Source organism: Pseudorhodoferax sp. Leaf267 (assembly GCF_001422405.1).
Lineage (GTDB): Bacteria > Pseudomonadota > Gammaproteobacteria > Burkholderiales > Burkholderiaceae_C > Pseudorhodoferax.
Genome location: NZ_LMMV01000023.1, coordinates 201,007 through 221,234, shown reverse-complemented (window position 1 = coordinate 221,234; position 20,228 = coordinate 201,007). Strand labels below are relative to the sequence as shown.

Sequence of the window (20,228 nt, the reverse complement as noted above, 5' to 3'; positions counted from 1 at the left end):
GGCGCCATCACCGCGCAGCGGCGCCGGCAATGGCGGCTGGCGCTCGTTCAGCGCACCTTGCCGGCCAGCCAGGGGTCGGCTTCCTTGCCGCCGTACTGCTCGACCAGGTAATCCAGGAACGCGCGCGTGCGCAGCGGCAGGTGGCGCCGGCTCGGCATCGCGGCGTAGACGCCGTAGGTGCCGATGCGCCAGCGCGGCAGCACCCGCACCAGCAGGCCGTCGCGCAGGTCCTGCACCACGTCCAGCGACAGCGAGCCAAAGATGCCGAAGCTGTTGCGCCCGGCCGCATGCAGCACGGCCGCGCTGGCCGACGACAACGCGGCGCGTTGCGGCTTGAGCGCCACGGACTGCGCGCTCTTGGCGTCGTCGAGGTGGAACATCCAGTCCTTGTGCGTGATGGCGCCCTCGGGCACCAGCACCACGTGGTCCTTCAGGTCGTCGGGTTTCTTCGGCTGGCCACGGCGCTGCAGGTATTCGGGCGTGGCGCACAGCAGCACCTCCGAGCGGGCCAGCAGCCGCGCCACGAAGTTGCCGTCCAGCGGCAAGGGGCCGTGCAGCAGCACGGTGACGTCGGCGCTGTCGTCTGGCACGTCGGCCGTGCCCTGCGACACGATCAGCTGCATCTCGACCTGCGGATGCCGGGCTGCGAAGCCGGGCAGCAGCTTGCCCAGGCTGCCGGTCAGCATGGCCTCGGGCGCCGCGATGCGCAGCCGCCCGCGGATCTCGCCCGTGGCCGCCACGGCCTGCGCGTTGGCGTCGTCCAGGTCTTCGAGGATGCTGCGCACGCGCTCCAGGTAGGCGGCGCCGACTTCGGTCAGCGACAGCGTGCGCGTGGTGCGGTTCAGCAGCCGGCTGCCGAGCTCGCGCTCCAGGTCGGCGATGGCCCGCGTGACGACCGAGGTGGCCGTGTCCATGGCGCGCGCGGCGCCCGCAAAGCTGCCCTCGTCGAGGACCTTGACGAAGGCGCGCATGCTTTTGAGTTGGTCCATGGCGCGATTGTCATCAATGCGGCGCGGCCGACAGGTCCACGCCGCGCAGCATGCGCGCCACCAGCCAGGCCGAGGCCATGACGATGAGCGCGCCGGCCAGCGCCACGGCCTGCAGCGCCAAGGTGAAGCCGCCGTGCGCGGCCAGCAGCAGCGCCTGGCCCTGCACCGCGGGCAGCGTCTCGGCCAGGTGCACCGCGCCGCCCAGCGACGCGCCGGCTGCGCGCAACGCATCGGCGGGCAGGTCGGAAAGCGGCGCAGCGTTGAGCGCGCGGCGGTACACCACCATGCCGGCACTGCCGAACAGCGCGATGCCCATGGCGCCGCTGAACTCGGATGCGGTTTCCGCCAGGGCCGACGCAGCGCCCGCGCGCTCGGGCGGCGCCGTGGTGATGATGATCTCGTTGCCGATGGTGAACACCGGTGCCATGCCCAGGCTCATGATGACGGTGGCCGGCACCAGCAGCCAAAGCCCCTGCCCCGCCGCCACGCCGCAAAAGCCCACGGCCGCCGCGGCCAGTCCCACGACGATGATGCGTGCGCGCGGCAGCCGCGCCGCCAGGTGCGGCGCCGCCATCGAGCCGGCCACGAACGCCAGCGACCAGGGCAACGTGGCCAGTCCGGCCTGCAATGGCGACAGGCCCAGCACCAGCTGCAGGTACTGCGTGATGAAGATGTAGACACCGAACATGGCCAGGCAGGTCAGCGCATAGGCGGCCAGCGCGGCGCAGAACGGCGCGTGCTGGAACAGCCGCAGGTCCAGCAGCGGGTAGGCGATATGGCGCTGACGGCGCACGAATAGCCCGCCCAGAGCCAGGCCCGCCACCGTGGCGGCCAGGCCTTCGGCGTGCACACCCTGCTCGGCCAGATGCTTCAGGCCATAGATCGTCAGCAGCACCGCGGCCAGCGACAGCGCCACGCTGGGCAGGTCCATGTGGCCCGCGTCGGGGTCGCGGTACTCGGGCAGGTAGCGCGGGCCGAGCGCCAGCGTCAGCACCATGACCGGGATCGCGGCCCAGAACACCGAGCCCCAGTGGAAGAACTCCAGCAGCACGCCGCCCACCAGCGGCCCGATGGCGCTGCCCAGCGAGAACGCGGCGATCCACACGCCGATGGCGAACTGGCGCTGGCGCGGGTCGTGGAACATGTTGCGGATCAGCGCCATGGTCGACGGCGCAATCGTCGCGCCGGCCAGGCCCAGCAACGCGCGCGCCGCGATCAGCAACTCGGCCGTGTGCGCCAGGGCCGCCAGCGCCGAGGCCGCGGCGAAGAAGGCCGCGCCGATGAGCAGCAGCCGGCGCCGCCCGATGCGGTCGCCCAGCGTGCCCATGGTGATCAGGAAGCCCGCGACGAAGAAGCCGTAGATGTCCAGGATCCAGAGCATCTGCGCGCTCGTGGGTTGCAGCTCGCGGCTGAGCACGGGCAGCGCCAGGTTCAGCACCGTCATGTCCATGGCGTAGACGAGGCAGGGCAGGGCCAGGACGGCCAGGCCGATCCATTCGCGAGAGGTGGCGCGTGGGTGGGCGTCGATTGACGCGCTCGTTTTTTCTTGCATGGGGGGAATCTACCGGGCCTGGGTGATTCCTCTACGACGGACAGGCCCTGCCGCATTCGACACGCGCCAGCAGCGCGCACCGCACCGGGCGCGCTGACCGGTCCGCGTTGTGCGGACCGATCGCGCCGCTGCCGCCGGCTGGCACGCCGGCCGGCGGCCAGCCCCTTGCTACTGCCGCTCGACAGCGATGTTCGACACGATGGCCCGGCCCTGCACGCCCACGAAGTTCAGGGTGAGCTTGCCATCGGCCACGGTGGCCGTGAAGCTGCGTGCCGTGGCCGTCCTGATGGCACCGGTGCTCTGGAAGATGTCCAGGTTGGAGATGGCCGCCACCCCTTCGGCGTTCACGTTGAAGACGCGCCCGCCCACCGTGGTCACGGTCGGCTCCAGGAAGCCCAGCGTAACCTTGTAGTTGCCGTTGGCCACCGGGATCTCGTAGGTGAAATTCGCGCCCTCGCGCCACATGTCCCACACACGCCCGGTCTCCGGGATCGTCGTCGTGCCCAGGCCATTGATGGCGATGGCCGCCGACAGTCCCACGTTGCTGCGGCCCGACAGGGGCGGCAGGTCGCCGTCGAGGAAGTAGTTGTCCGAGCCGTACACGTTGCGCCCGAGCAGCGGGTCGTTCGCGTCCAGGCCGCTGGTGAGCTGGCCCGCAGCGATGTAGACGTTGGCCGCGTGCTGGGCCGACAGGTTCCAGTTCACGAAGTCGGTCACGCTCTCGGTGCCGTGCTGCCCCACCGCGGTGATGGTGTTGGTGCCGGCCGCAAGCGGCACGTCGCCGAAGTTGCACACCTTGACCGGGCACTCGGCCGCCGACTTGCGCGCCACCTCCACGCCGTTCACGCGCAGCGCTACCGACGCCGCATTGCTGTACACCTTGACCTGCGCCGTCTTGTAGACGCGCTCGGTGTGGCGGCGCTCGGCGATGTAGGTGACCGGCGCGGCCGACCAGTTGGCCTTGTAGAAGAAGAACACGTCCTTCTTCACGTCGCGCCCGAAGGTCACGATGCCCTTGGTGTTGGTCTGGCCGATGTCGCCCTCGTGCCGGTTGCCCGAGCCGAAGTCGAACATGTTCCAGATCCAGGTGCCCATGAGGTAGGGGCGCTGCACCATCTGCTCGTAGGCCTTCTCGTGCACGTAGTTGGCATAGCCCTCTGGCTGGTAGCAGATGCGCGTGGAGCCGCTGGTGTCGCTGGAGCACACGCGGCCACCGCGCACGTTGTCGGTGTGGTGTGTCAGGCCGCTGCCGGCGCCGTACTCGGTCACGCCGATGGGCTGCGAGGGGCTGGCGGCGTGGATCTGGTCCAGGTTCTCGCCCAGCTGCGTTTCCGACTGGCCGTAGTACCACTGGAAGTAGCGGTTCACGCTGAAGCTGTCGGTCACGCCGGTCAGCGTGATGGCGTCCGGCCGGATCACGTCGCCGCTGCGGTTGATCTGGTTGGCCAGCGTGGTGATGCGGCCCGGGTCCTCGGCCTTGGCCGTATCGTGCAGGCTCTTGAACATGGCGCGCACATTGTTCTGCGCGTCGTCGCCGCCCTGCACCTCGTTGCCGACCGACCAGATGCCCAGCGAGGCGTTGTTGAACTTCTGGCGGATCAGCTCGCGCAGCTGCTCGCGCGCGTTCTCGGCGAAGCCGGTGGTCTCCGGGTCCACCGTACGGCCGCCGACGGCCGACGCGTTCACATACGGCAGCTCGGCCATCACCACCAGGCCCAGCTTGTCGGCCTGCTGCACGGCGTAGTCCGAATGCGGGTAGTGGGCCATGCGCAGCGTGTTGGCGCCGACTTCCTTGATGAGTTCGAACGAGCGGTCGATGTCCTCGTGCGACACGGCCCAGGCCTTGCCCAGCATGTCCTGGTGCATGTTCACGCCATGCAGGGGCACGCTCTTGCCGTTCAGGAAGAAGCCGTTGTTCGCATCGAAGCGCATCTCGCGCACGCCGAAGTCCTGCACCACCTTGTCGATGGATGCGCCTGCGCTGTCCTTGAGCTCGACCACCAGCTTGTGCAGGTAGGGGTCGGCCAGGCCCTGCCACAGGCGCACATCGGCCAGGTTCAGGTCCTGCGAGACGGTGGCCTTCTCGCCGGGCCGCAGCGCGATGGAGCTGGAGGCGGTCTGCTTGACCGCCTTGCCTTCTGCGTCGAGCAGCGATGCAGTGACGGTGTAGGTGCCGGCGGCGGCCAGCGTGTTCTCCAGCTTGGTCGCCACGTTGACCACGGCGCTGCTGCCGCTGACCGACGCGGTCCTGGCATAGATGCCCGGCCCACCCAGGTCGCCCAGCGCGATGTGCGCCTTGTTCGGCGTGGAGATCAACGAGACGCCGCGGTACAGGCCGCCGGACATGTTGAAGTCGCCGCTCAACGGGGCGATGGCGTTCGGCTCGCCGTCGCGGGTCGCGCGGCGGTTGTCGGTCTTCACGACCAACACGTTCTTGCCGGCTTTCAGCAGGCCCGTGACGTCGAAGCGGAACGCGGTGAACGCGCCACGGTGCTGGCCCAGCCTGGTGCCGTTCAGCCACACGTCGGCCGTGATGCTGGCTGCGTCGAACTGCAGCCACTTGGTGCCCGACGTGGCAGCGCCCGCGTCGAACTCCAGCTGGTACCAGCCGACCCCGCGCTGGTAGGTGGGCGTGGAGGGCGTGGACTGCGCGGTGGTCGCCGCGTCGGTCGCGTTCCAGGTGTGCGGCAGGCTGACCTGCGACCAGTTCGACGTGTTGGCGCCGAGCGCCTGCTCGTCGGACAGTCCGTCGTCGAACACGAAGCGCCAGTTGCGGTCGAGCGCGGTGCTGCTGCGCACGGCGTCCAGCGAGACGACCGGCGCCTGGTTGCCGTTGTCGTCGTTGTCGCTGCCGCCGCAGCCGACGGCCAGCGCGGCCGTCAGCGAGACGGCGAGGATGGCCTTGGCAACGGCGCTCAGGGAATGGTGTTGCATGGGGATGTCCTGTGGTTTCGAGTGAACGCGGAGCTCAGTAGGTCAGACCGAAGCCGAACGGGAACAAGGTATCGGCCGCCGGGTAGCCCGGCACGTCGGGCAGGTTGTCGACGATGGCCTTGGAGTTGTTGGCCAACGCGAACGGCAGCTTGCCCTGCGGCTTGAACGCAGCGCCCGTGGCCAGCACATTGCCGCTCAGCACGTCCAGCAGCGCGGTGTTGCTCACGCCGAAGCCCGCCACGATGGCGCCCGCACCCTTCAGGCCGCTGGCGTCGTCCAGCACATAGGGCTGGCGGAAGTAGATGGCCAGCACGGTCTTCTTGGCGCCGACTTCGTTCATCACGGCCTGGATCTGGTCCAGCGAGGGCGAGACCAGCCAGGACTCGGCCGCCGCCATCTCGGTGAACGACATCTTGCCGTTCTCCCACGGGAAGGAGCCGCCGAAACCCAGGCCGTTGTCCAGGCAGGCCCGGGCTGCGTCCTCGGCGGAATACGCCGCCTTGTTGACGCAGCGGTCGTCCGAGCCCCAGGTGCGGCCGGTCGCGGGATTGATGCGTCCGCCGGTGGCCGGGTCATCGCTTTTGTACGTGCTGGTCGCGCGGGTGTTGGTGCCGGGGATGAGCTTGTTGTTGGACACCTCCACACGGATCACCGCGTAGTCGTGGCCCGCAGCGCTGGGTCGCACGCCGCCCACCAACGCCTCGCCGTCGGTCACGGCGTAGCCGTACTTGTCGGTGTCGGTCTTGGCCAGGCCCATGGTGTAGACCTTGGCGCCGGCCTTCAGCGGCAACGTCTTCACGCCGGTGCCCTGGTCCTGGTTCTGCAGCAGCACGATGGACTTGCGCTGGATGTCCATGCCCACCGCGCGGTTCGCGTCGTTGCCGATGGCGGCGTCGGCCTTGCTGGCGTCCACATACGGGTTCTCGAACAGGCCGAGCTGGAACTGTTCCTTGAGCAGGCGCTTGGCGGCTTCGGTGACGCGCGCCTCGCTGACCAGGCCGGCGGCCACGAGGTCGGTGATGGTCTTGTTCTCGCTGAAGCCCGACAGCGTCTCGGTGCCGCCGTTGATGGCCGCGGCCACGCGCTCGGGCACGGACTTCTTCTCCAGGCCCCAGGCGCGGTCGTTGATGATGCCGGTGTCCGAGTTCACGTAGCCCTTGAAGCCCAGCTTGCCGCGCAGCAGGTCGGTGACGATCTGCCTGGAGAACGCCATGCCGGTCTGCTCGTAGGTCACGCCTTCGTAGGTGACGTTGATCGGCACGCCGTAGTAGGGCATGACGGCAGACACGCCGGCCTCCATCGCCGCGAGGAAGGGCTTGAGGTGGTAGCCGAAGTTGCCGCCCGGATAGACCTGGTTCTTGCCGTGCGCGTAGTGCGGGTCGAAGCCCATCTCCTGCGGCCCGCCGCCGGGGAAGTGCTTGAGCGTGAGCGCCACCGCCGACTCCGGCGTGACCGAGGTGCCGTCCTTGATCTTCTCGCCCTGCAGGTTTTGCACCAGCGTCTTCATGATGTTGGCATTGAGGTCGGCGTCCTCGGTGAAGGTCTCGTGCACGCGGTACCAGCGTGGCTCAGTCGACAGGTCGGCCATGTAGCCGTACATGCCGCGCAGGCCGATGGACTTCCACTCGTTGCCCATCACGGTGGCGAAGTTCTTGATCAGCGACATGTCGCCCGCGCCCAGCGAGGCGGCGGCCAGGCCGGCCTCCTTGGGGAACTCGGTGAACGCGCCGGACGCTTCGTTGATGCCCACGCGCGGGTCTTTCTCGTAGTGGTTGCGCGCGTTGGACTTGAACACGGCCGGGATGCCCAGGCGCGTGGCCTCGCTCATCTCCTGCACCGCGTTGAGCGAGGTGGCGGCCTGCTCGGGCGTGACCTGCGAGCCGGTCGCCGGGATGGTGACGACGCTGCGGAACACGAAGCGGCTCATCTTCTGCGTCTGGATCATGTTGGCGGCGGCGGCCGGCAAGGCGCCCCCGGCGCCGGCGTTCAGCGTGTTGATCAGCATGAGGCCTGCCTTCTCCTCCAGCGTCATCTGCGCCACCAGGTTGTCGATGCGCTGGTCCACCGGCAGGCGCCAGTCCTCGTACGGATCGACCTTGCCGTTGGCGTTGGAGTCCTTGAACTGCTTGCCGTCCAGCATCAGCAGCGGCTTGGCGCGCGCGCCCATGACGGGTTGCGCGATCTCTTCGTCGTCGCTGCCGCCGCAGGCCGCCAGGACGGCGAGCGCCACGGCGCCGTAGACGCTGTACTTGAGGACGGTGCCGGTGGAACGCAGGGCGATGCGGCGTTGGGCGCGTGAGGTTTTCATGAAGGTCTCCGTTGTGAAAGAAAAGGTGATGCGGGCGCTCAGCGCGTGAAGGTGCCGGCCTGCACCAGATCCTTGGGCGCCGACGACTTGCCGATATAGACCGTGTACTGGCCTGCGGGCACGACCCAGGCGCGGGTGGCCTGGTTCCAGACGCTCAAGGGGTGGTTGCTCGCGTTCGGGTCCAGCGCGACCGTCACTTCCTGGCTGGCGCCAGGCGCGAGCTGCACCTTCTGGAAGCCAACCAGACGCTTGGGCGGCTGCGGCGCGCCCACGGCGCTGGCCGAAGCGGGCAGCGAAAGGTAGACCTGCACGACCTCGCCACCGGCGACCGTGCTGGTGTTGGTGACGCGCGCCTTGACCTCGTAGCCGTTGCGGTTGGCATTCGCGGTCACGCTGGCACCAGCCGTGGCGAAACTGCTGTACGACAGGCCGTGGCCGAACGGGAAAGCCACGCAGGGGTTGGTGCCGTTGACCACCGCGCACTGGCCGCTGGCGTTGGCGTCGTACCACCGGTAGCCCATGTTCAGCTTTTCCGCGTACGTGACGGTCTGGGTCTTGCCGTCAGCGCTGACCACGCCGGGGAACTGCTCGGCCGTCACACTGTCCAGGAATCCCCTGCCGGCCAGTGGGAACGTCACGGGCAACTTGCCGGACGGGTTCTTCTTGCCAAACAACAGGTCGGCCACGATGTTGCCGTCCTCCTGGCCTGGGAACCAGACTTCGAGGATGGCCGGGCCGGCGGCGCCGACCAGGGCCGGGTCCATGGCCACGCCGGCGTTGTCCTTCAGGACCAGGGCGGTCTTTCGCACCATGGTCTTGCCGGTGGTCGAGGCTGCGCCCATCACGGCCTTGATCAGCGCCACGGTGTTGCTGTTCTTCACGCCGTTGGGGCCGGTGGCCGTGGCGGGCGAGGTCAGCGAGGCGGGGGCGTACCAGTCCAGGCTGCCGCCGTCGCCCGCCTTGGCGGCGGGCGCGAGCGGGATCACGGCCGAAGCCAGTGAACTGCCGTCCGCCGTGGTGGCGCGGTCTGCGCCCTCTTCGGAGATGGTGCCGGCCATCAGCACGACGGCATCGGCGCCGCCCGCCGCGGCCAGCGCGTCGGCGAAGGACACGGCCGCCCCGTCGATGGTGGCCGTGGCGTTGGCATCGTCCACCAGCACGAGCTGCACCGTCGCGCCGGTGTTGCCCAGGCTGGTCAGGGCGGCCTTGATTCCGTCGACCGGCGCCACGGTGTAGGTGGGCACCACGTCCGAGCTGCCACCGCCCGCGCCCATGGGCTGGCCGACCATGGCGCCGCCGGCCACGGCCTGGCGTGCATAAACCTGCGAGGCCTTGCCGATGACGACCAGCTTGCGCACGGTGGATGCGATGGGCAGCGCGCCGTTGTTCTGCAGCAGCACGGCCGCGTCGGTGCCGATGCTGCGCGCGCGCTGGCCGTGGGCGGCGAAGTCGATTGGCGTCTGCTTGAGCGCGCGGTCGAAGATGCCCCACTTGAAGGTCTGCGTGTACCGGCGCTCCAGCGCCTTGTCGATCATGGCGACCGTGATGCTGTTGTCGGCCAACGCCTTGGTCAGGTTCGTCTTGCTCCAGAACTGCGGGATCGGCATCTCGTGGTCCATGCCCGCGCGCAAGGTGCCAGCCGTGCTCTTGATCGAGAAGAAGTCGGACTGTACGTAGCCCGTGAAGCCCCAGTCGTCGCGCAGCACCTTGGTCAGCAGCTCTTCGTTTTCGCACGAGTGCACGCCGTTCACGTAGTTGTAGGCGCACATGACCGAGGCGGCCTTGCCGTCCTTCACCGTCATCTCGAACGGCAGCATGTAGATCTCGCGCAGCACCTGCGGGTCGACATTGGTCTGGATCTTCTGGCGGTTGGTCTCCTGCTCGTTGGCCAGGTAGTGCTTGGGCATGCCGATCAGGCCCTTGGCCTGCACCGCCTTGACTTCGGCCACGCCCATCACGCCGGTGAGGTACGGGTCTTCGCCGAAATATTCGAAGTTGCGGCCCAGCACGGGCAGGCGCGCCATGTTCAAGCCGGGCGCCTCGAAGACATGCAGCGCAAGGTGGTTCATTTCGTCGCCGATCACTTCGCCATAGGCCGTGGCCACAGCCGGATCGAACGAGGCCGCCGCACCGATGGCCGAGGGCAGCGCCGTGGCCTTGGCCGAGCTGGGGTGCGTGTAGGCAGCCGTGAACGACTTGGTGCCGGCCTGCACTTCCGCGTAGACGCTGGCGGCCACGCAGTCGTTCTGGCCCAGGCCGACGGGGCCGTTGGTGATGCGGAAGGTGGGGATGTTCAGCGCGGCGATGCCGCTGACATGGCGCGCGCCGTAGCACTCGGGCAGCTCGGGCAGCACCTCGGGCATGGCGCCGGTGAGCTGCTGCATCTTCTGGTCCAGCGTCATGGCGGCCAGCAGCAGCGTGGCGCGCTCCTTGGCGACCGCTTCCTTCTCAGCGTCGGTGCCGGCCGCAGCCTGGCGCGCGACGATGGAGGCGCGCATCCAGGCGTTGCCGGTCTCGGGCACGGGCTCGCTGTCGCCGCCACCACCGCAGGCGGCGATGCCCAGCGTGAGCGCGACGCCGATGGCCAGAGCCAGGGCGGTTTTCTTGTGGGGGGTGGCGGTCATGTCTCGACTCCTGGTCTGGTGGATGGTGGAAAACGAAGCATTGGGGCGATCATGTAAACCGGTTACCTTCTGACACGAACAATGGCAGCCAACGACCTGTCGTGTGAGTCCTGCCAACAATCGCAGAAACGCCTTGCATCAAGGTAAACGGTTAACCACGCAGGCCAAAAAAATGGGCGCGAGGCCTTGAGGGAGGAGTGTGATCGATACCAACCAGCCCGGTGTTCAGGGATTACCCGCAGCCCGCGCCGTCGATTCGCGCACGATGACGCGGCTGGTCAGCACCTCGTCCTGTGTGCCCTGCACGCCCTGGATCACGTCGACCAGATGGCGCATGGCCACTTCGCCGATGGCCTCGCTCATCATGTCCACGCTGGTCAGCATGGGGCTGCAGTAGCGGCCGTAGGCGATGTTGTCGAAGCCGGCGATGGCCACCTGCGCGGGCACGCGCACGCCCAGCGCGCGGGCCTCGGCCATGAGGCCCAGCGCCAGCAGGTCGTTGAAGGCGACGACGGCATCGGGCATCTCGCCCGACAGCAGCACGGTGGAGGCCAGGCGCTCGCCCTCCTCCGCCACGGGGGCCGCGGCGTCGAACTGGCGAAAGCTGGCGTCCAGGCCCGTGAACGCGTCCTGCAGGCCGCGCCAGCGCTCGGCGCTCCAGCGCGCGGCCGGGAAGCCCACGTAGCTGATGCGGCGGTAGCCGGTGTCGCGCAGGTGCCGGCCCAGCATGCGCGCGGCCAGCGTGTTGTCGCAGCACACGCTGTGGTAATCGGGGTACGGCGACGGCCCGCCGTAGAACACGACGGGCGTGCCGCTGTCGAACAGGGCGTCCAGCACGGGCTGCGGCAGCCGCGCGCTGACGATGAGGCCGTCCACGCGCCGGCTCAGCGACTTGAGCACGGCCAGCTCGGGCGCCTTGCTCTCGGCCGCGTCCGCGAAGATCAGGTTCAGCCCTGCGGTGGCGGCCGCGCGCGCCGCGCCCTTGACCATGCTCGTGAAATGCGGATTGCGGATGTCCAGGATCACGATGCCGACATTGCCGGTCAGCCCCGTGTTCATGCCGCGCGCCATCGGGTTGAGCGACCAGCCCAGCTCCTGCACGGCACGCGCGATGCGCGCCTCGACATCGGCCGTGAAGCGCTGGCCGCCGTTGACGTACTTGGAGACCGTGGCGGTGGAGACATCGGCGGCACGCGCCACGTCGCGGATGGTGGCGGCGCGCTTGCGCGGAGGGGTCATCGAAGGTCCATGGCAATGCGGCGGCGCGGGGCGCCACTATAGGCGCGGCATGGGCGGCTGGGCACCGCTGCGTCAGCCACGTCCTACGCCAGGTTCAGCCAAACGGAATCGGTGCATCGGTCTGGCCGCCTCAATCAGTACGCACACTTGGGGCCCGATTGTGTGCACATCGAAAGGCTCTATTGATGAATACCGAATTTCGCCGCCGCGCGCGCCATACGCTTCCCCTGGCCCTGGCGCTGGGCGCTGGCGCCGCCAGTGCGCAGAGCACCGCGCCCGCGCCCGAGCCGCGCGTCTGGCTGCAGGTCTCTGCCTACCGCCCCAACGTCGACTCCAACTTCCGGCTCGACCGCACCGACAGCCCGCTGAACGGCACAGACATCGACGGCGAGAGCGACCTGGGGCTGGCGCGGCACCGCACCGTGCCCGCGGTGCTGCTGGGCTTGCGCATCTCGGAGCGTTGGCGCGCCGAATTCGAGTACCTGTCGCTCAACCGCAGCAGCAGTACCTCGGTCGCCGACATCGGCGGCATCACCTTCGGCGACGGGCAGTTCAACGCCGACATCGACGCCCGCCTGCGCACGCACACCTACCGGCTGGCGGCCGGCTACTCGTTCCTGCGCGACGCCGACAAGGAGCTCGGCGTGGTGGTCGGCGCACACGTCACCGACATGCTGGTCAGCGTGAGCGGTGCGGCCATCGTGAACGGCCAGGCGGTGGGCGCGTTCACCGAGCGGCGCAGCGAGACGCTGCCGGCGCCCACGCTGGGCGTGTACGGCAGCTACCGGTTCGGCTCGAACTGGCAGCTGGACGGCCGGGTGGACTTCTTCAAGCTCCGCTACCGCGACTACTCGGGCCGGTTGCTGAACATGCAGGCCAACGCGCTGTACCGCGTGACGCCCAACATCGGCGTGGGCGTGGGCTGGCGCCGCGACGACCTGCGCGTGGAGGGCGACGGCTCCAATTTCTCGGGCGAGCTGCGCTACCGCTTCAACGGGCCGCAGCTCTTCGTGCGCGCCGGGTTCTAGGCCAGGCGCACAGGAGGCCGGGGCGACAATGCGCGCCCCATGCCGACGCCCGCCCCCTTCCCCCGCCCCCAGGCCATGCTGCTGCTGGCCGCCATCGCCTGCGGCTTCGCCGGCAACCATGTGGCGGCGCGGCTGGCGTTCGACCATGGCACGGGGCTGCTGGCGGCCATCCTGTGCCGCTCGGGCATCACGCTGCTGGTGCTGGCCGCGCTCGTGGCCTGGCGCCGCAACCCGCTGGCGCTGCCGCCGGGCACGCGGCGCTGGCAGCTGCTGCTGGGGCTGTTGATCGCGGTGCAGAGCCTGTGCCTGTACTCAGCCGTGGCACGCATCCCGGTGGCGCTGGCGCTGCTGGTGTCCAACGTGTTCCCGGTGCTGCTGGCGCTGCTGACCTGGGCCTGTGGCGGGCCGCGGCCCACGCGCCGCGCCAGCGCGGTGATGGGCGTGATCCTCATCGGCCTGGTGCTGGCGCTGGACGTGCCCACGCGGCTGGCCGAGGCCGGCACGAGCACCGTGGCCTGGGGCGCGGGCGTGGCCTTCGCGCTGGGCGCGGCCACGGCGTTCGCCTGCGGCATCTGGACGACGGACCACAAGCTCGCCACCGTGCCCGGCGCCGTGCGCAGCCTCTACACCATGCTGACCGTGTGCAGCAGCATGGCGATCGCGGGCGCGGCCGGCCTGGTGCCGGGCGGCATGGTCCTTCCGCACGACGCGCCGGGCTGGGCCGGGCTGGCGGTGCTGATGGCGCTGTACTGCGCGGCCTTCACCGTGCTGTTCGTCACCGTGCCGCGGCTGGACATGGCGCGCAACGCGCCGGTCATGAACATGGAGCCCATCGCCACGCTGTTCATCGGCTGGGCGGTGCTGGGCCAGTGGCTGGCGCCGGTGCAGATCGCCGGCGCGCTGGTGGTGGTGGCCGGCATCGTGCTGCTGTCGCGCTCGCGCTGACCGGCACCGCTCCGGCTACGATGCCTGCCCGCTCTGCAAAGGACATCATGCCCCACGAACGCGACGGCGCGCCATCGGTCGCCCTCTACTGGGACTTCGAGAACCTGCACGCCGGCCTGGCCGAGGCGAAGTTCGGCGAGGGCCACTACGCGAAGGCCGACGTGCGCTTCAAGCCGCAGGAGCCGCTGGCCGATGTGCAGGCCATCGTCGATCTGGCGGCCTCGTTCGGCCCCATCGCGATCAACCGCGCGTACTGCAACTGGCAGTTCTACGGCCGCTACCGCGACGCGCTGCTGCACGCCGGCATGGAGCTGGTGCAGCTGTTCCCGCCCGGTGCGTCAGCCAAGAACGGCGCCGACATCCGGCTGTGCCTGGACACCGTGGAAGACCTGGGCCGCTTCGCGCACCTCGGCACCGTGGTGATCGTGGGCGGCGACAGCGACTTCATGCCGCTGGCGCAAAAGATCAAGGCCGCCGGGCGCCGGCTGGTGGGCATCGGCACGCGGCCCAACACCAACCGCCACTGGGCCAGCAGCTGCCACGCCTTCCACTACGTCGAGGACATGGGCATGGGCGAGCCCGGCACCGCGCCCGACGCGTCGCAGGCCTGAGCACGGTGGCTGGCGTCCACACCGAGCCCGCGACCCGCCAGGCCATCGCCGCGCAGCGGCCCGCGCCCGACACGCAGTCGCCGGCCGACCGCTATGCCGAGCTGTTCGTGGCCGTGCAGCAGGGCGCCGTGTTCGCCGACAGCAAGACCTTCGCCGACTGCGCCCCGCGCGGCGCGCCCGAGGCCATCGTGGCAGCCTACCGGCGCGCGTGCGGCCAGCCCGGCTTCGACCTGCGAGCCTTCGTGCAGCAGCATTTCGAGCCGCAGCGCCCGGCCCTCGCGCCGCATGCCTTCACACCCGGCCAGAGCATGGCCGCGCACATCGACGGGCTGTGGGACGAGCTCACGCGCCACCCCGACCAGCATCCGCCCCTGGGCTCGCTGCTGCCGCTGCCGCACCCCTACGTGGTGCCGGGCGGGCGGTTCGTGGAGCTGTACTACTGGGACTCGTACTTCACCATGCTGGGCCTGTCGGCCAGCGGTCGCCAGAGGCTGCTGCATGCGATGACCGACAACTTCGCCTACCTCATCGACACCTACGGCCACGTGCCCAACGGCACGCGCACCTACTACCTGAGCCGCTCGCAGCCGCCGGTGTTCGCGCTGATGGCCGAGCTGTGCGAGAGCTGCCACGGCCAGGGCGCGGCCCGCTACCTGCCCCAGCTGCAGCGCGAGCACGCGTTCTGGATGGACGGCGCCGAGGGCCTCGCGCCCGGCCAGGCGCACCGTCGCGTGGTGCGCCTGGCCGACGGCACGCTGCTGAACCGCTACTGGGACGACCGCGACACGCCGCGTGACGAAGCCTGGCGCGAAGACGTGGCCACCGCCGCCGCCGCGCCCAACCGGCCCGCGGCCGAGGTCTGGCGCGACCTGCGCGCGGCCTGCGAATCCGGCTGGGACTTCAGCACGCGCTGGCTGGCCGCTGCGCCCGCGTCGCCCGGCCGGCACGATGCGCTGTCGCGCATCTGCACCACGCGCATCCTGCCGGTGGACCTGAACGCGCTGCTGCACAAGCTGGAATCGCTGATCGCGCAACTGGGCGCCCAGACCGGCGACGCACCGACCGCCGCCCGCTTCCAGGCGCTGGCCGACGCGCGATGCCGCGCGCTGCAGGCCCGCTTCTGGAGCGAGGAGGCCGGTGCCTTCCTGGACCTGGACTGGCCCGGCGCCACGCAGCGCGCCGGCCTGAACGCCGCCACCGTCACGCCGCTGTTCACGGGCTCGGCCACCCCGGCCCAGGCCCGGCGCCTGGCCACCACGCTGCGCGCGCGCCTGCTGGCGCCCGGCGGCCTGGCCACCACCGAACTGGCCAGCGACGAGCAATGGGACCGGCCCAACGGCTGGGCGCCGCTGCAGTGGATGGCCGTGCAGGGCCTGGCCGCCTATGGCTGCCACGCACTGGCCGACGACATCCGCACGCGCTGGTGCCAGACCGTGGAGGCGGTCTACCAGCGCGACGGCAAGCTGGTCGAGAAGTACGCGCTGCGCGATGCGCCGCCGCATGCGTCCACGGGCGGCGCAGGCGGCGAATACCCGCTGCAGGACGGCTTCGGCTGGACCAACGGCGTCACGCGCCAGTGGCTGCGCGCCGGCTGACGCGCAGCCCTGCAGGGCGCGCCGGCTCGGCCAGCCCGACCGGCATGGCCATGGCCTGGGCGAAGTCGGCCGCCGGCACCGGCCGCGCGAAGAAGTAGCCCTGGAACAGGTCGCAGCCCTGCTGCGCCAGGTGGTTCACCTCGCTGGCCGTCTCCGCCCCCTCGGCCAGCACACGCAGGCCCAGGCCGCGGGCCAGTGCGATCAGTGCCGAACAGATGGCCTGGCTCGGGCGCGTCTGGTGCACGTCGGTCACGAACTCGCGGTCGATCTTGAGCTTGTCGAACGGCAGCTTGCGCAGGTAGCTCATGCTGGCGTAGCCGGTGCCGAAATCGTCGATCGAGATGCCCACGCCCGCATCGCGCAGCGCCGTGAAGACGCGGTGCGTGTGGGCGTGGTCGGCCATCGCGGCGGTCTCGGTCAGCTCGATCTCCAGCTGCGCCGGGCTCAGGTTGCAGCGCGCGATCGCGGCCAGCACCTGGTCCTTCAGCAGCGGGTTGAGGAACTGCCGCGCCGACACGTTGATCGCCATGCGCAGCCCGGCCAGGCCCTGGCCGTTCCAGTCGCGCACCTGCGCGCATGCCTGGCGCAGCACCCACAGGCCGATGGGCTCGATCAGGCCCGACGCCTCGGCCGCACCGATGAAGGCGCCGGGCAGCAGCAGGCCGCGCTCGGGGTGCTGCCAGCGCAGCAGCGCCTCGGCGCCCACGGCGCGCCCGGCGGCCAGGTCGAACACGGGCTGGTAGTGCAGCACGAACTCCTCGCGCTCCAGGGCCCGGCGCAGGTCCTGCTCCAGGCGGAAATGCTCCAGCGAGGCCTGGCGGGCCTTGGCCGAATGCTGCACCACGGGATCGCCCGCCTGCGCCAGCGAGGCCGCATGCACCGCCGCGTCGATCAACTGCTCGGCGTCGGCCCCATCGTCGGGGTAGGCCGACAACCCGCCCTGCAGCACCGGCTTGAACGCGAATTCGCCGATCAGTATCTCGTCGCAACAGGCATCCAGCGCCGCACGCAGGCGGGCCGCAGCCGATGCCCAGGGCGTGGCATCCCCGGCAACGGGCAGCAAGACGCAGCCGAACTTGGACGGGCCGATGCGCGACAGCGCCAGGGCAAAAGCCGGCATGGCCCCCAGGCGCAAGGCCACCGCGCGCGCGGCGCTCTCGGCCCGCTCCACGTCCATGGTCCCTGCGATGCGCGACAGGTTGGAAAAGCGCACGACGGCCACGGCGAACACCTCGCCCTGCGCGATGCGCTGCTGCAGCTCGCGCGCGAAGCGCTTGCGGTTGGGCAGGCCAGTGGCCGCGTCCACGAATTCGAGCGCGTGCAGCGCCTGCTCCAGGTGCGCCAGCGTCTCGTGGGTGTCGGCCATGAGCGTGCCGACCTGGTCCGTGTAATGGACGGGCAGCGACAGGCGTTCGCGCGTGTCGCGGAACCGGCGCAACGCCTGCGAGGTGAGCGTCACGGGCCGCAGCAGATGGTGCAGCACCCACAGCGTGAGGCCCGTGCCGACCAGCGTGGCCGCCAGCGCCACGGCCAGCGTCTGCAGCCAAACGCTCCAGTCGGCCGTGCGGTCCAGCGCGACCCACAGTGCCAGCGTGATCAGCGGCAGGTGGATGCCCAGGAACACCGCTGCCAGGATCTTGCCCTGGTAGCCCAGCAGCCGGTAGCGGGCCACGGCCTGGTAGAGCCTGAGCCCGGAAACATCGTCGGAAACATGCATGTTGGGACTGCCTGCATCCAGCGGCGGACCGACCCCCTGGTCGGTCACCGCCATGAATGGTCACGCAGGTGCCGCGAATATCGCACCGAATCAGGCCAGATGTCGGGCAACTGCCCCAACGCGGCGGCGGCCGGGCGCGCGCCCGGCGATCAACAGCGGATCAGGACGCCTTCCAGAAGATGTAGTCGGCCTGGTAGGGCACGGTGGTCTTCTGGCCCTTGTTCATGGCCGAGCACGGCATGGCGGCTGGCGCCACGCCGCCCGTCAGCGCCACACGCTGGATGTAGGTCACGCCGCTCATGGCGCCGCTGCCCATGGCCGGGTTGGCCTTGACGAGCTGGTAGGGCAGGCTGGTCGGGCTGGAGGGCGCGATCGCCAGCTGCGTGGCCGTGAGCTTGGAGCCGTCCGACGATTCCCAGGTGGCCGGCGGGCCGTAGTAGCGGCCGACCTGCTTGCCGCTGCGGTCCATCAGCCGCGCATCGGGGCCGACGAAGGTCCATTCCATCTGGCCGGGCATGTTGGCCTTGTCGCGGCACTCGTACAGGATCTCGCCCTTGCCCACCGTTTCCATGGCCACGCGGTTGCCGCTGGGCACCTGGATGCTGGCGGGCAGCGTGGCTTGCGAGAAGGTCTTGTTCGCGCCGGGCATGGCGCCGCAGGCGGCGAGCAGGGCGGCGGCGGACACGGTGCCGCACAGGGCGAGGGTGCGGGAGGCGGTGAGGTGGCGCATGGGGAGCTCCAGGGTTGTTGGTGCAGGTACTACTGGCAAGGGGCCGGTATGGATGCAGTCAGTTTGAAACAAATTGTTTGGCCCCCCGGGCTCCCGGTGAGCGCGCCGACGCGGCTTGCGTGGTCTGGCGTCTTGCCCTGTCGCACTGAACTTCCGCGCGGCGCGTGCATCGCACCTGTGCCATGCCCACCCACCTGCCCCTGCCCTCCTCCACGCGCCGCCTGCTGCTGCACACCGCAGCCGCCAGCCTGCCCGCCGCGCTGCTGCCCGCCCACGCGCAGGCGCCCGCGCCCGCCCCGCTGACCCGCCGCGTGCCGTCCACCGGCGACGCCCTGCCCGTCGTCGGCCTGGGCAGCTGGATCACCTTCAACGTCGGCGACGACCCCCAGGGCCGGGCCGCGGCCACGGCCGTGATGCGGGCCTTCTTCGCGGCCGGCGGGCGGCTGATCGACTCGTCGCCCATGTACGGCTCGGCGCAGGATGTGATCGGCCAGGCGCTGGCCCAGCTGGGCCGGCCCGCGCAGCTCGTGGCGGCCGACAAGGTGTGGACCAGCGGCGCCGAGCGCGGCCGCGCGCAGATCGCGACCTCGCGCCAGCGCTGGCAGCTGCAGCGCCCGTTCGACCTGCTGCAGGTGCACAACCTGCTGGACTGGGAGACGCAGTTGCCGCGCCTGTTCGAGATGAAGGCCGCGGGCCAGCTGCGGCACGTGGGCATCACCACGTCCGAGGGCCGGCGCCACCGCGAGATGGAAGCGCTGATGCAGCGCCACCCGCTGGACTTCGTGCAGCTCAGCTACAACCTGCTGGACCGCGACGTGGAGCAGCGCCTGCTGCCGCTGGCGGCCGAGCGCGGCATTGCCGTGCTCGTGAACCGCCCGTTCCGCCAGGGCGACCTGTTGGCCGACCTGCGCCGCCAGCCGCTGCCGGGCTGGGCCGCCGAGATCGGCTGCCGCCACTGGGCGCAGGTGGCGCTGAAGTTCGTCGTGTCGCACCCGGCCGTGACCTGCGCCATCCCCGCGACCAGCCAGGTCGTGCATGTGCAGCAGAACATGGAGGCAGCCCGCGGCCCCATGCCCGACGCGGCGCTGCGCCAGCGCATGGCGGCGCACGTGGCGGCGCTGTAGGCATGTCGTTAATTGGGGGTGTGTGATCCTCGAATGGTGGACCTACAGCCTGGCGGACTTCCTGATGTTCTCGCCCGGCACCTACCAGCGCATGTTCGCGCTCTACAACGCGCAGGTCTGGCCCGCGCAGTGCGTGGCGCTGCCGCTGGGCGGGATCGTGTGGTGGCTGCTGGCGCGGCGGCATTCGGCCTGGCGGGTGGCCTGCGTGCTCGTCGCGCTCGGCTGGGCCTTCACGGCCTGGGCCTTCCACGCGCAGCGCTATGCCGGCATCCACACGGCCGCGCCCTGGTTTGCGGGCGGGTTCGTGCTGCAGGCGCTGCTGCTGGGCGCGATGGCCTGGCCGGGCAGCGGCTGGCAGCCGCGCAGCGGGCCAGCCTGGGTGCGTCGCGTGGGGCTGGGGCTGACGGCGTTCGCGGTGCTGCTCCAGCCGTTCGTGGGCCTGCTGTTCGGCCGGCCCTGGCAGCAGGCCGCGCTGTTCGGCCTGACGCCGGATGCGACCGCGGTGGGCACGCTGGGCTTGCTGCTGCTGCTGTCACGCGGCCGCGCACGGGCCGTGGGCGCCCTGCCCTGGCTGGTGCCGCTGCTGTGGTGCGCGATCAGCGCCGCCACGCTGTGGACGCTGCATGCGCCCGACACCTGGGTGCTGGTGGGCGCCGCGCTGTTGGCCCTGGCCGCCGCGCGCGCGCCACGCTGACGGGGCGCTGCGCCAGACCGCAGCCACGGGCGCGCCAGCCGGCGGAGAAGGCGGCGTCCTACACCTATGCGTGGCGGCCGATGCTGGCTGCAACCCGGCAGGCGTGCGAGGCTCGAGCCTCGCTTTTCCCGCATTTCT

14 protein-coding genes are annotated in these 20,228 nt (G+C 70.3%); 6 read left to right on the top strand and 8 right to left on the bottom strand.

Annotated elements, in window-relative coordinates:
• Positions 1-47 precede the first annotated feature (47 nt).
• The 6 genes from ASF43_RS22980 to ASF43_RS22955 all read right to left on the bottom strand — a co-directional run bounded on the left by ASF43_RS22980 (position 48) and on the right by ASF43_RS22955 (position 11,646).
• Entirely contained in the window at positions 48-989 is a 942-nt protein-coding gene (locus tag ASF43_RS22980; RefSeq protein WP_056186250.1) for a LysR family transcriptional regulator, read from the bottom strand.
• A 13-nt stretch (positions 990-1,002) separates the two neighbouring features.
• Positions 1,003-2,541, bottom strand: coding sequence for an MFS transporter (locus ASF43_RS22975; RefSeq protein WP_082498098.1), 1,539 nt, complete (start codon positions 2,539-2,541; stop codon positions 1,003-1,005).
• A gap of 168 nt (positions 2,542-2,709) precedes the next feature.
• Positions 2,710-5,475 (bottom strand): glycoside hydrolase family 2, encoded by a 2,766-nt coding sequence (locus tag ASF43_RS22970; protein ID WP_056186248.1) that lies wholly within the window; start codon positions 5,473-5,475, stop codon positions 2,710-2,712.
• Positions 5,476-5,509: 34 nt separating this feature from the next.
• On the bottom strand, positions 5,510-7,783 hold the full coding sequence (locus ASF43_RS22965) for a glycoside hydrolase family 3 N-terminal domain-containing protein (RefSeq protein ID WP_082498097.1): 2,274 nt from the start codon (positions 7,781-7,783) through the stop codon (positions 5,510-5,512).
• Between the two features lie 38 nt (positions 7,784-7,821).
• The gene (locus ASF43_RS22960) at positions 7,822-10,407 is read right to left on the bottom strand and encodes a beta-glucosidase (protein ID WP_056186245.1); all 2,586 of its coding nucleotides are present in this window, start codon (positions 10,405-10,407) and stop codon (positions 7,822-7,824) included.
• A gap of 225 nt (positions 10,408-10,632) precedes the next feature.
• A complete protein-coding gene (locus ASF43_RS22955; RefSeq protein WP_056186243.1) occupies positions 10,633-11,646 on the bottom strand; it encodes a LacI family DNA-binding transcriptional regulator in 1,014 nt (337 codons plus the stop codon).
• A gap of 185 nt (positions 11,647-11,831) precedes the next feature.
• Here ASF43_RS22955 and ASF43_RS22950 point away from each other — a divergent pair, with 185 nt between their 5' ends.
• The 4 genes from ASF43_RS22950 to treF are packed head-to-tail and all read left to right on the top strand — an operon-like array spanning position 11,832 to position 15,825.
• Positions 11,832-12,674, top strand: a complete 843-nt coding sequence (locus ASF43_RS22950) for an outer membrane beta-barrel protein (RefSeq protein ID WP_056186240.1) — start codon at positions 11,832-11,834, stop codon at positions 12,672-12,674.
• A 39-nt stretch (positions 12,675-12,713) separates the two neighbouring features.
• On the top strand, positions 12,714-13,619 hold the full coding sequence (locus ASF43_RS22945; protein ID WP_056186238.1) for a DMT family transporter: 906 nt from the start codon (positions 12,714-12,716) through the stop codon (positions 13,617-13,619).
• A gap of 47 nt (positions 13,620-13,666) precedes the next feature.
• Entirely contained in the window at positions 13,667-14,230 is a 564-nt protein-coding gene (locus tag ASF43_RS22940; protein ID WP_082498096.1) for an NYN domain-containing protein, read from the top strand.
• Positions 14,231-14,235: 5 nt separating this feature from the next.
• Positions 14,236-15,825, top strand: a complete 1,590-nt coding sequence (treF, locus tag ASF43_RS22935; protein WP_082498095.1) for an alpha,alpha-trehalase TreF — start codon at positions 14,236-14,238, stop codon at positions 15,823-15,825.
• Here treF and ASF43_RS22930 read toward each other — a convergent pair.
• Together ASF43_RS22930 and ASF43_RS22925 are read right to left on the bottom strand one after the other, a co-directional pair.
• Positions 15,797-17,542 carry a bifunctional diguanylate cyclase/phosphodiesterase gene (locus tag ASF43_RS22930; RefSeq protein WP_162241850.1) on the bottom strand — a complete coding sequence of 582 codons (1,746 nt, stop codon included), beginning with the start codon at positions 17,540-17,542 and terminating at the stop codon, positions 15,797-15,799. The two genes, treF and ASF43_RS22930, sit on opposite strands and share 29 nt — an antisense overlap.
• A gap of 160 nt (positions 17,543-17,702) precedes the next feature.
• On the bottom strand, positions 17,703-18,272 hold the full coding sequence (locus tag ASF43_RS22925; protein ID WP_056186233.1) for a DUF3455 domain-containing protein: 570 nt from the start codon (positions 18,270-18,272) through the stop codon (positions 17,703-17,705).
• Between the two features lie 182 nt (positions 18,273-18,454).
• Between ASF43_RS22925 and ASF43_RS22920 the strand changes: the two genes are divergently transcribed.
• Positions 18,455-19,396 carry an aldo/keto reductase gene (locus ASF43_RS22920; protein WP_056186230.1) on the top strand — a complete coding sequence of 314 codons (942 nt, stop codon included), beginning with the start codon at positions 18,455-18,457 and terminating at the stop codon, positions 19,394-19,396.
• Positions 19,397-19,418: 22 nt separating this feature from the next.
• Positions 19,419-20,090, top strand: a complete 672-nt coding sequence (locus ASF43_RS22915) for a DUF6064 family protein (protein ID WP_082498093.1) — start codon at positions 19,419-19,421, stop codon at positions 20,088-20,090.
• Positions 20,091-20,228 lie beyond the last annotated feature (138 nt).

Excerpts from the sequence above, each read along its gene's own strand:
- ASF43_RS22940 (WP_082498096.1), top strand. The coding sequence starts at position 13,667 with ATGCCCCACGAACGCGACGGCGCGCCATCGGTCGCCCTCTACTGGGAC.
- ASF43_RS22955 (WP_056186243.1), bottom strand. The coding sequence starts at position 11,646 with ATGACCCCTCCGCGCAAGCGCGCCGCCACCATCCGCGACGTGGCGCGT.
- ASF43_RS22930 (WP_162241850.1), bottom strand. The coding sequence starts at position 17,542 with ATGCATGTTTCCGACGATGTTTCCGGGCTCAGGCTCTACCAGGCCGTG.
- ASF43_RS22975 (WP_082498098.1), bottom strand. The coding sequence starts at position 2,541 with ATGCAAGAAAAAACGAGCGCGTCAATCGACGCCCACCCACGCGCCACC.
- ASF43_RS22980 (WP_056186250.1), bottom strand. The coding sequence starts at position 989 with ATGGACCAACTCAAAAGCATGCGCGCCTTCGTCAAGGTCCTCGACGAG.
- ASF43_RS22920 (WP_056186230.1), top strand. The coding sequence starts at position 18,455 with ATGCCCACCCACCTGCCCCTGCCCTCCTCCACGCGCCGCCTGCTGCTG.
- ASF43_RS22970 (WP_056186248.1), bottom strand. The coding sequence starts at position 5,475 with ATGCAACACCATTCCCTGAGCGCCGTTGCCAAGGCCATCCTCGCCGTC.
- ASF43_RS22945 (WP_056186238.1), top strand. The coding sequence starts at position 12,714 with ATGCCGACGCCCGCCCCCTTCCCCCGCCCCCAGGCCATGCTGCTGCTG.
- ASF43_RS22965 (WP_082498097.1), bottom strand. The coding sequence starts at position 7,783 with ATGAAAACCTCACGCGCCCAACGCCGCATCGCCCTGCGTTCCACCGGC.
- ASF43_RS22950 (WP_056186240.1), top strand. The coding sequence starts at position 11,832 with ATGAATACCGAATTTCGCCGCCGCGCGCGCCATACGCTTCCCCTGGCC.
- ASF43_RS22960 (WP_056186245.1), bottom strand. The coding sequence starts at position 10,407 with ATGACCGCCACCCCCCACAAGAAAACCGCCCTGGCTCTGGCCATCGGC.
- ASF43_RS22925 (WP_056186233.1), bottom strand. The coding sequence starts at position 18,272 with ATGCGCCACCTCACCGCCTCCCGCACCCTCGCCCTGTGCGGCACCGTG.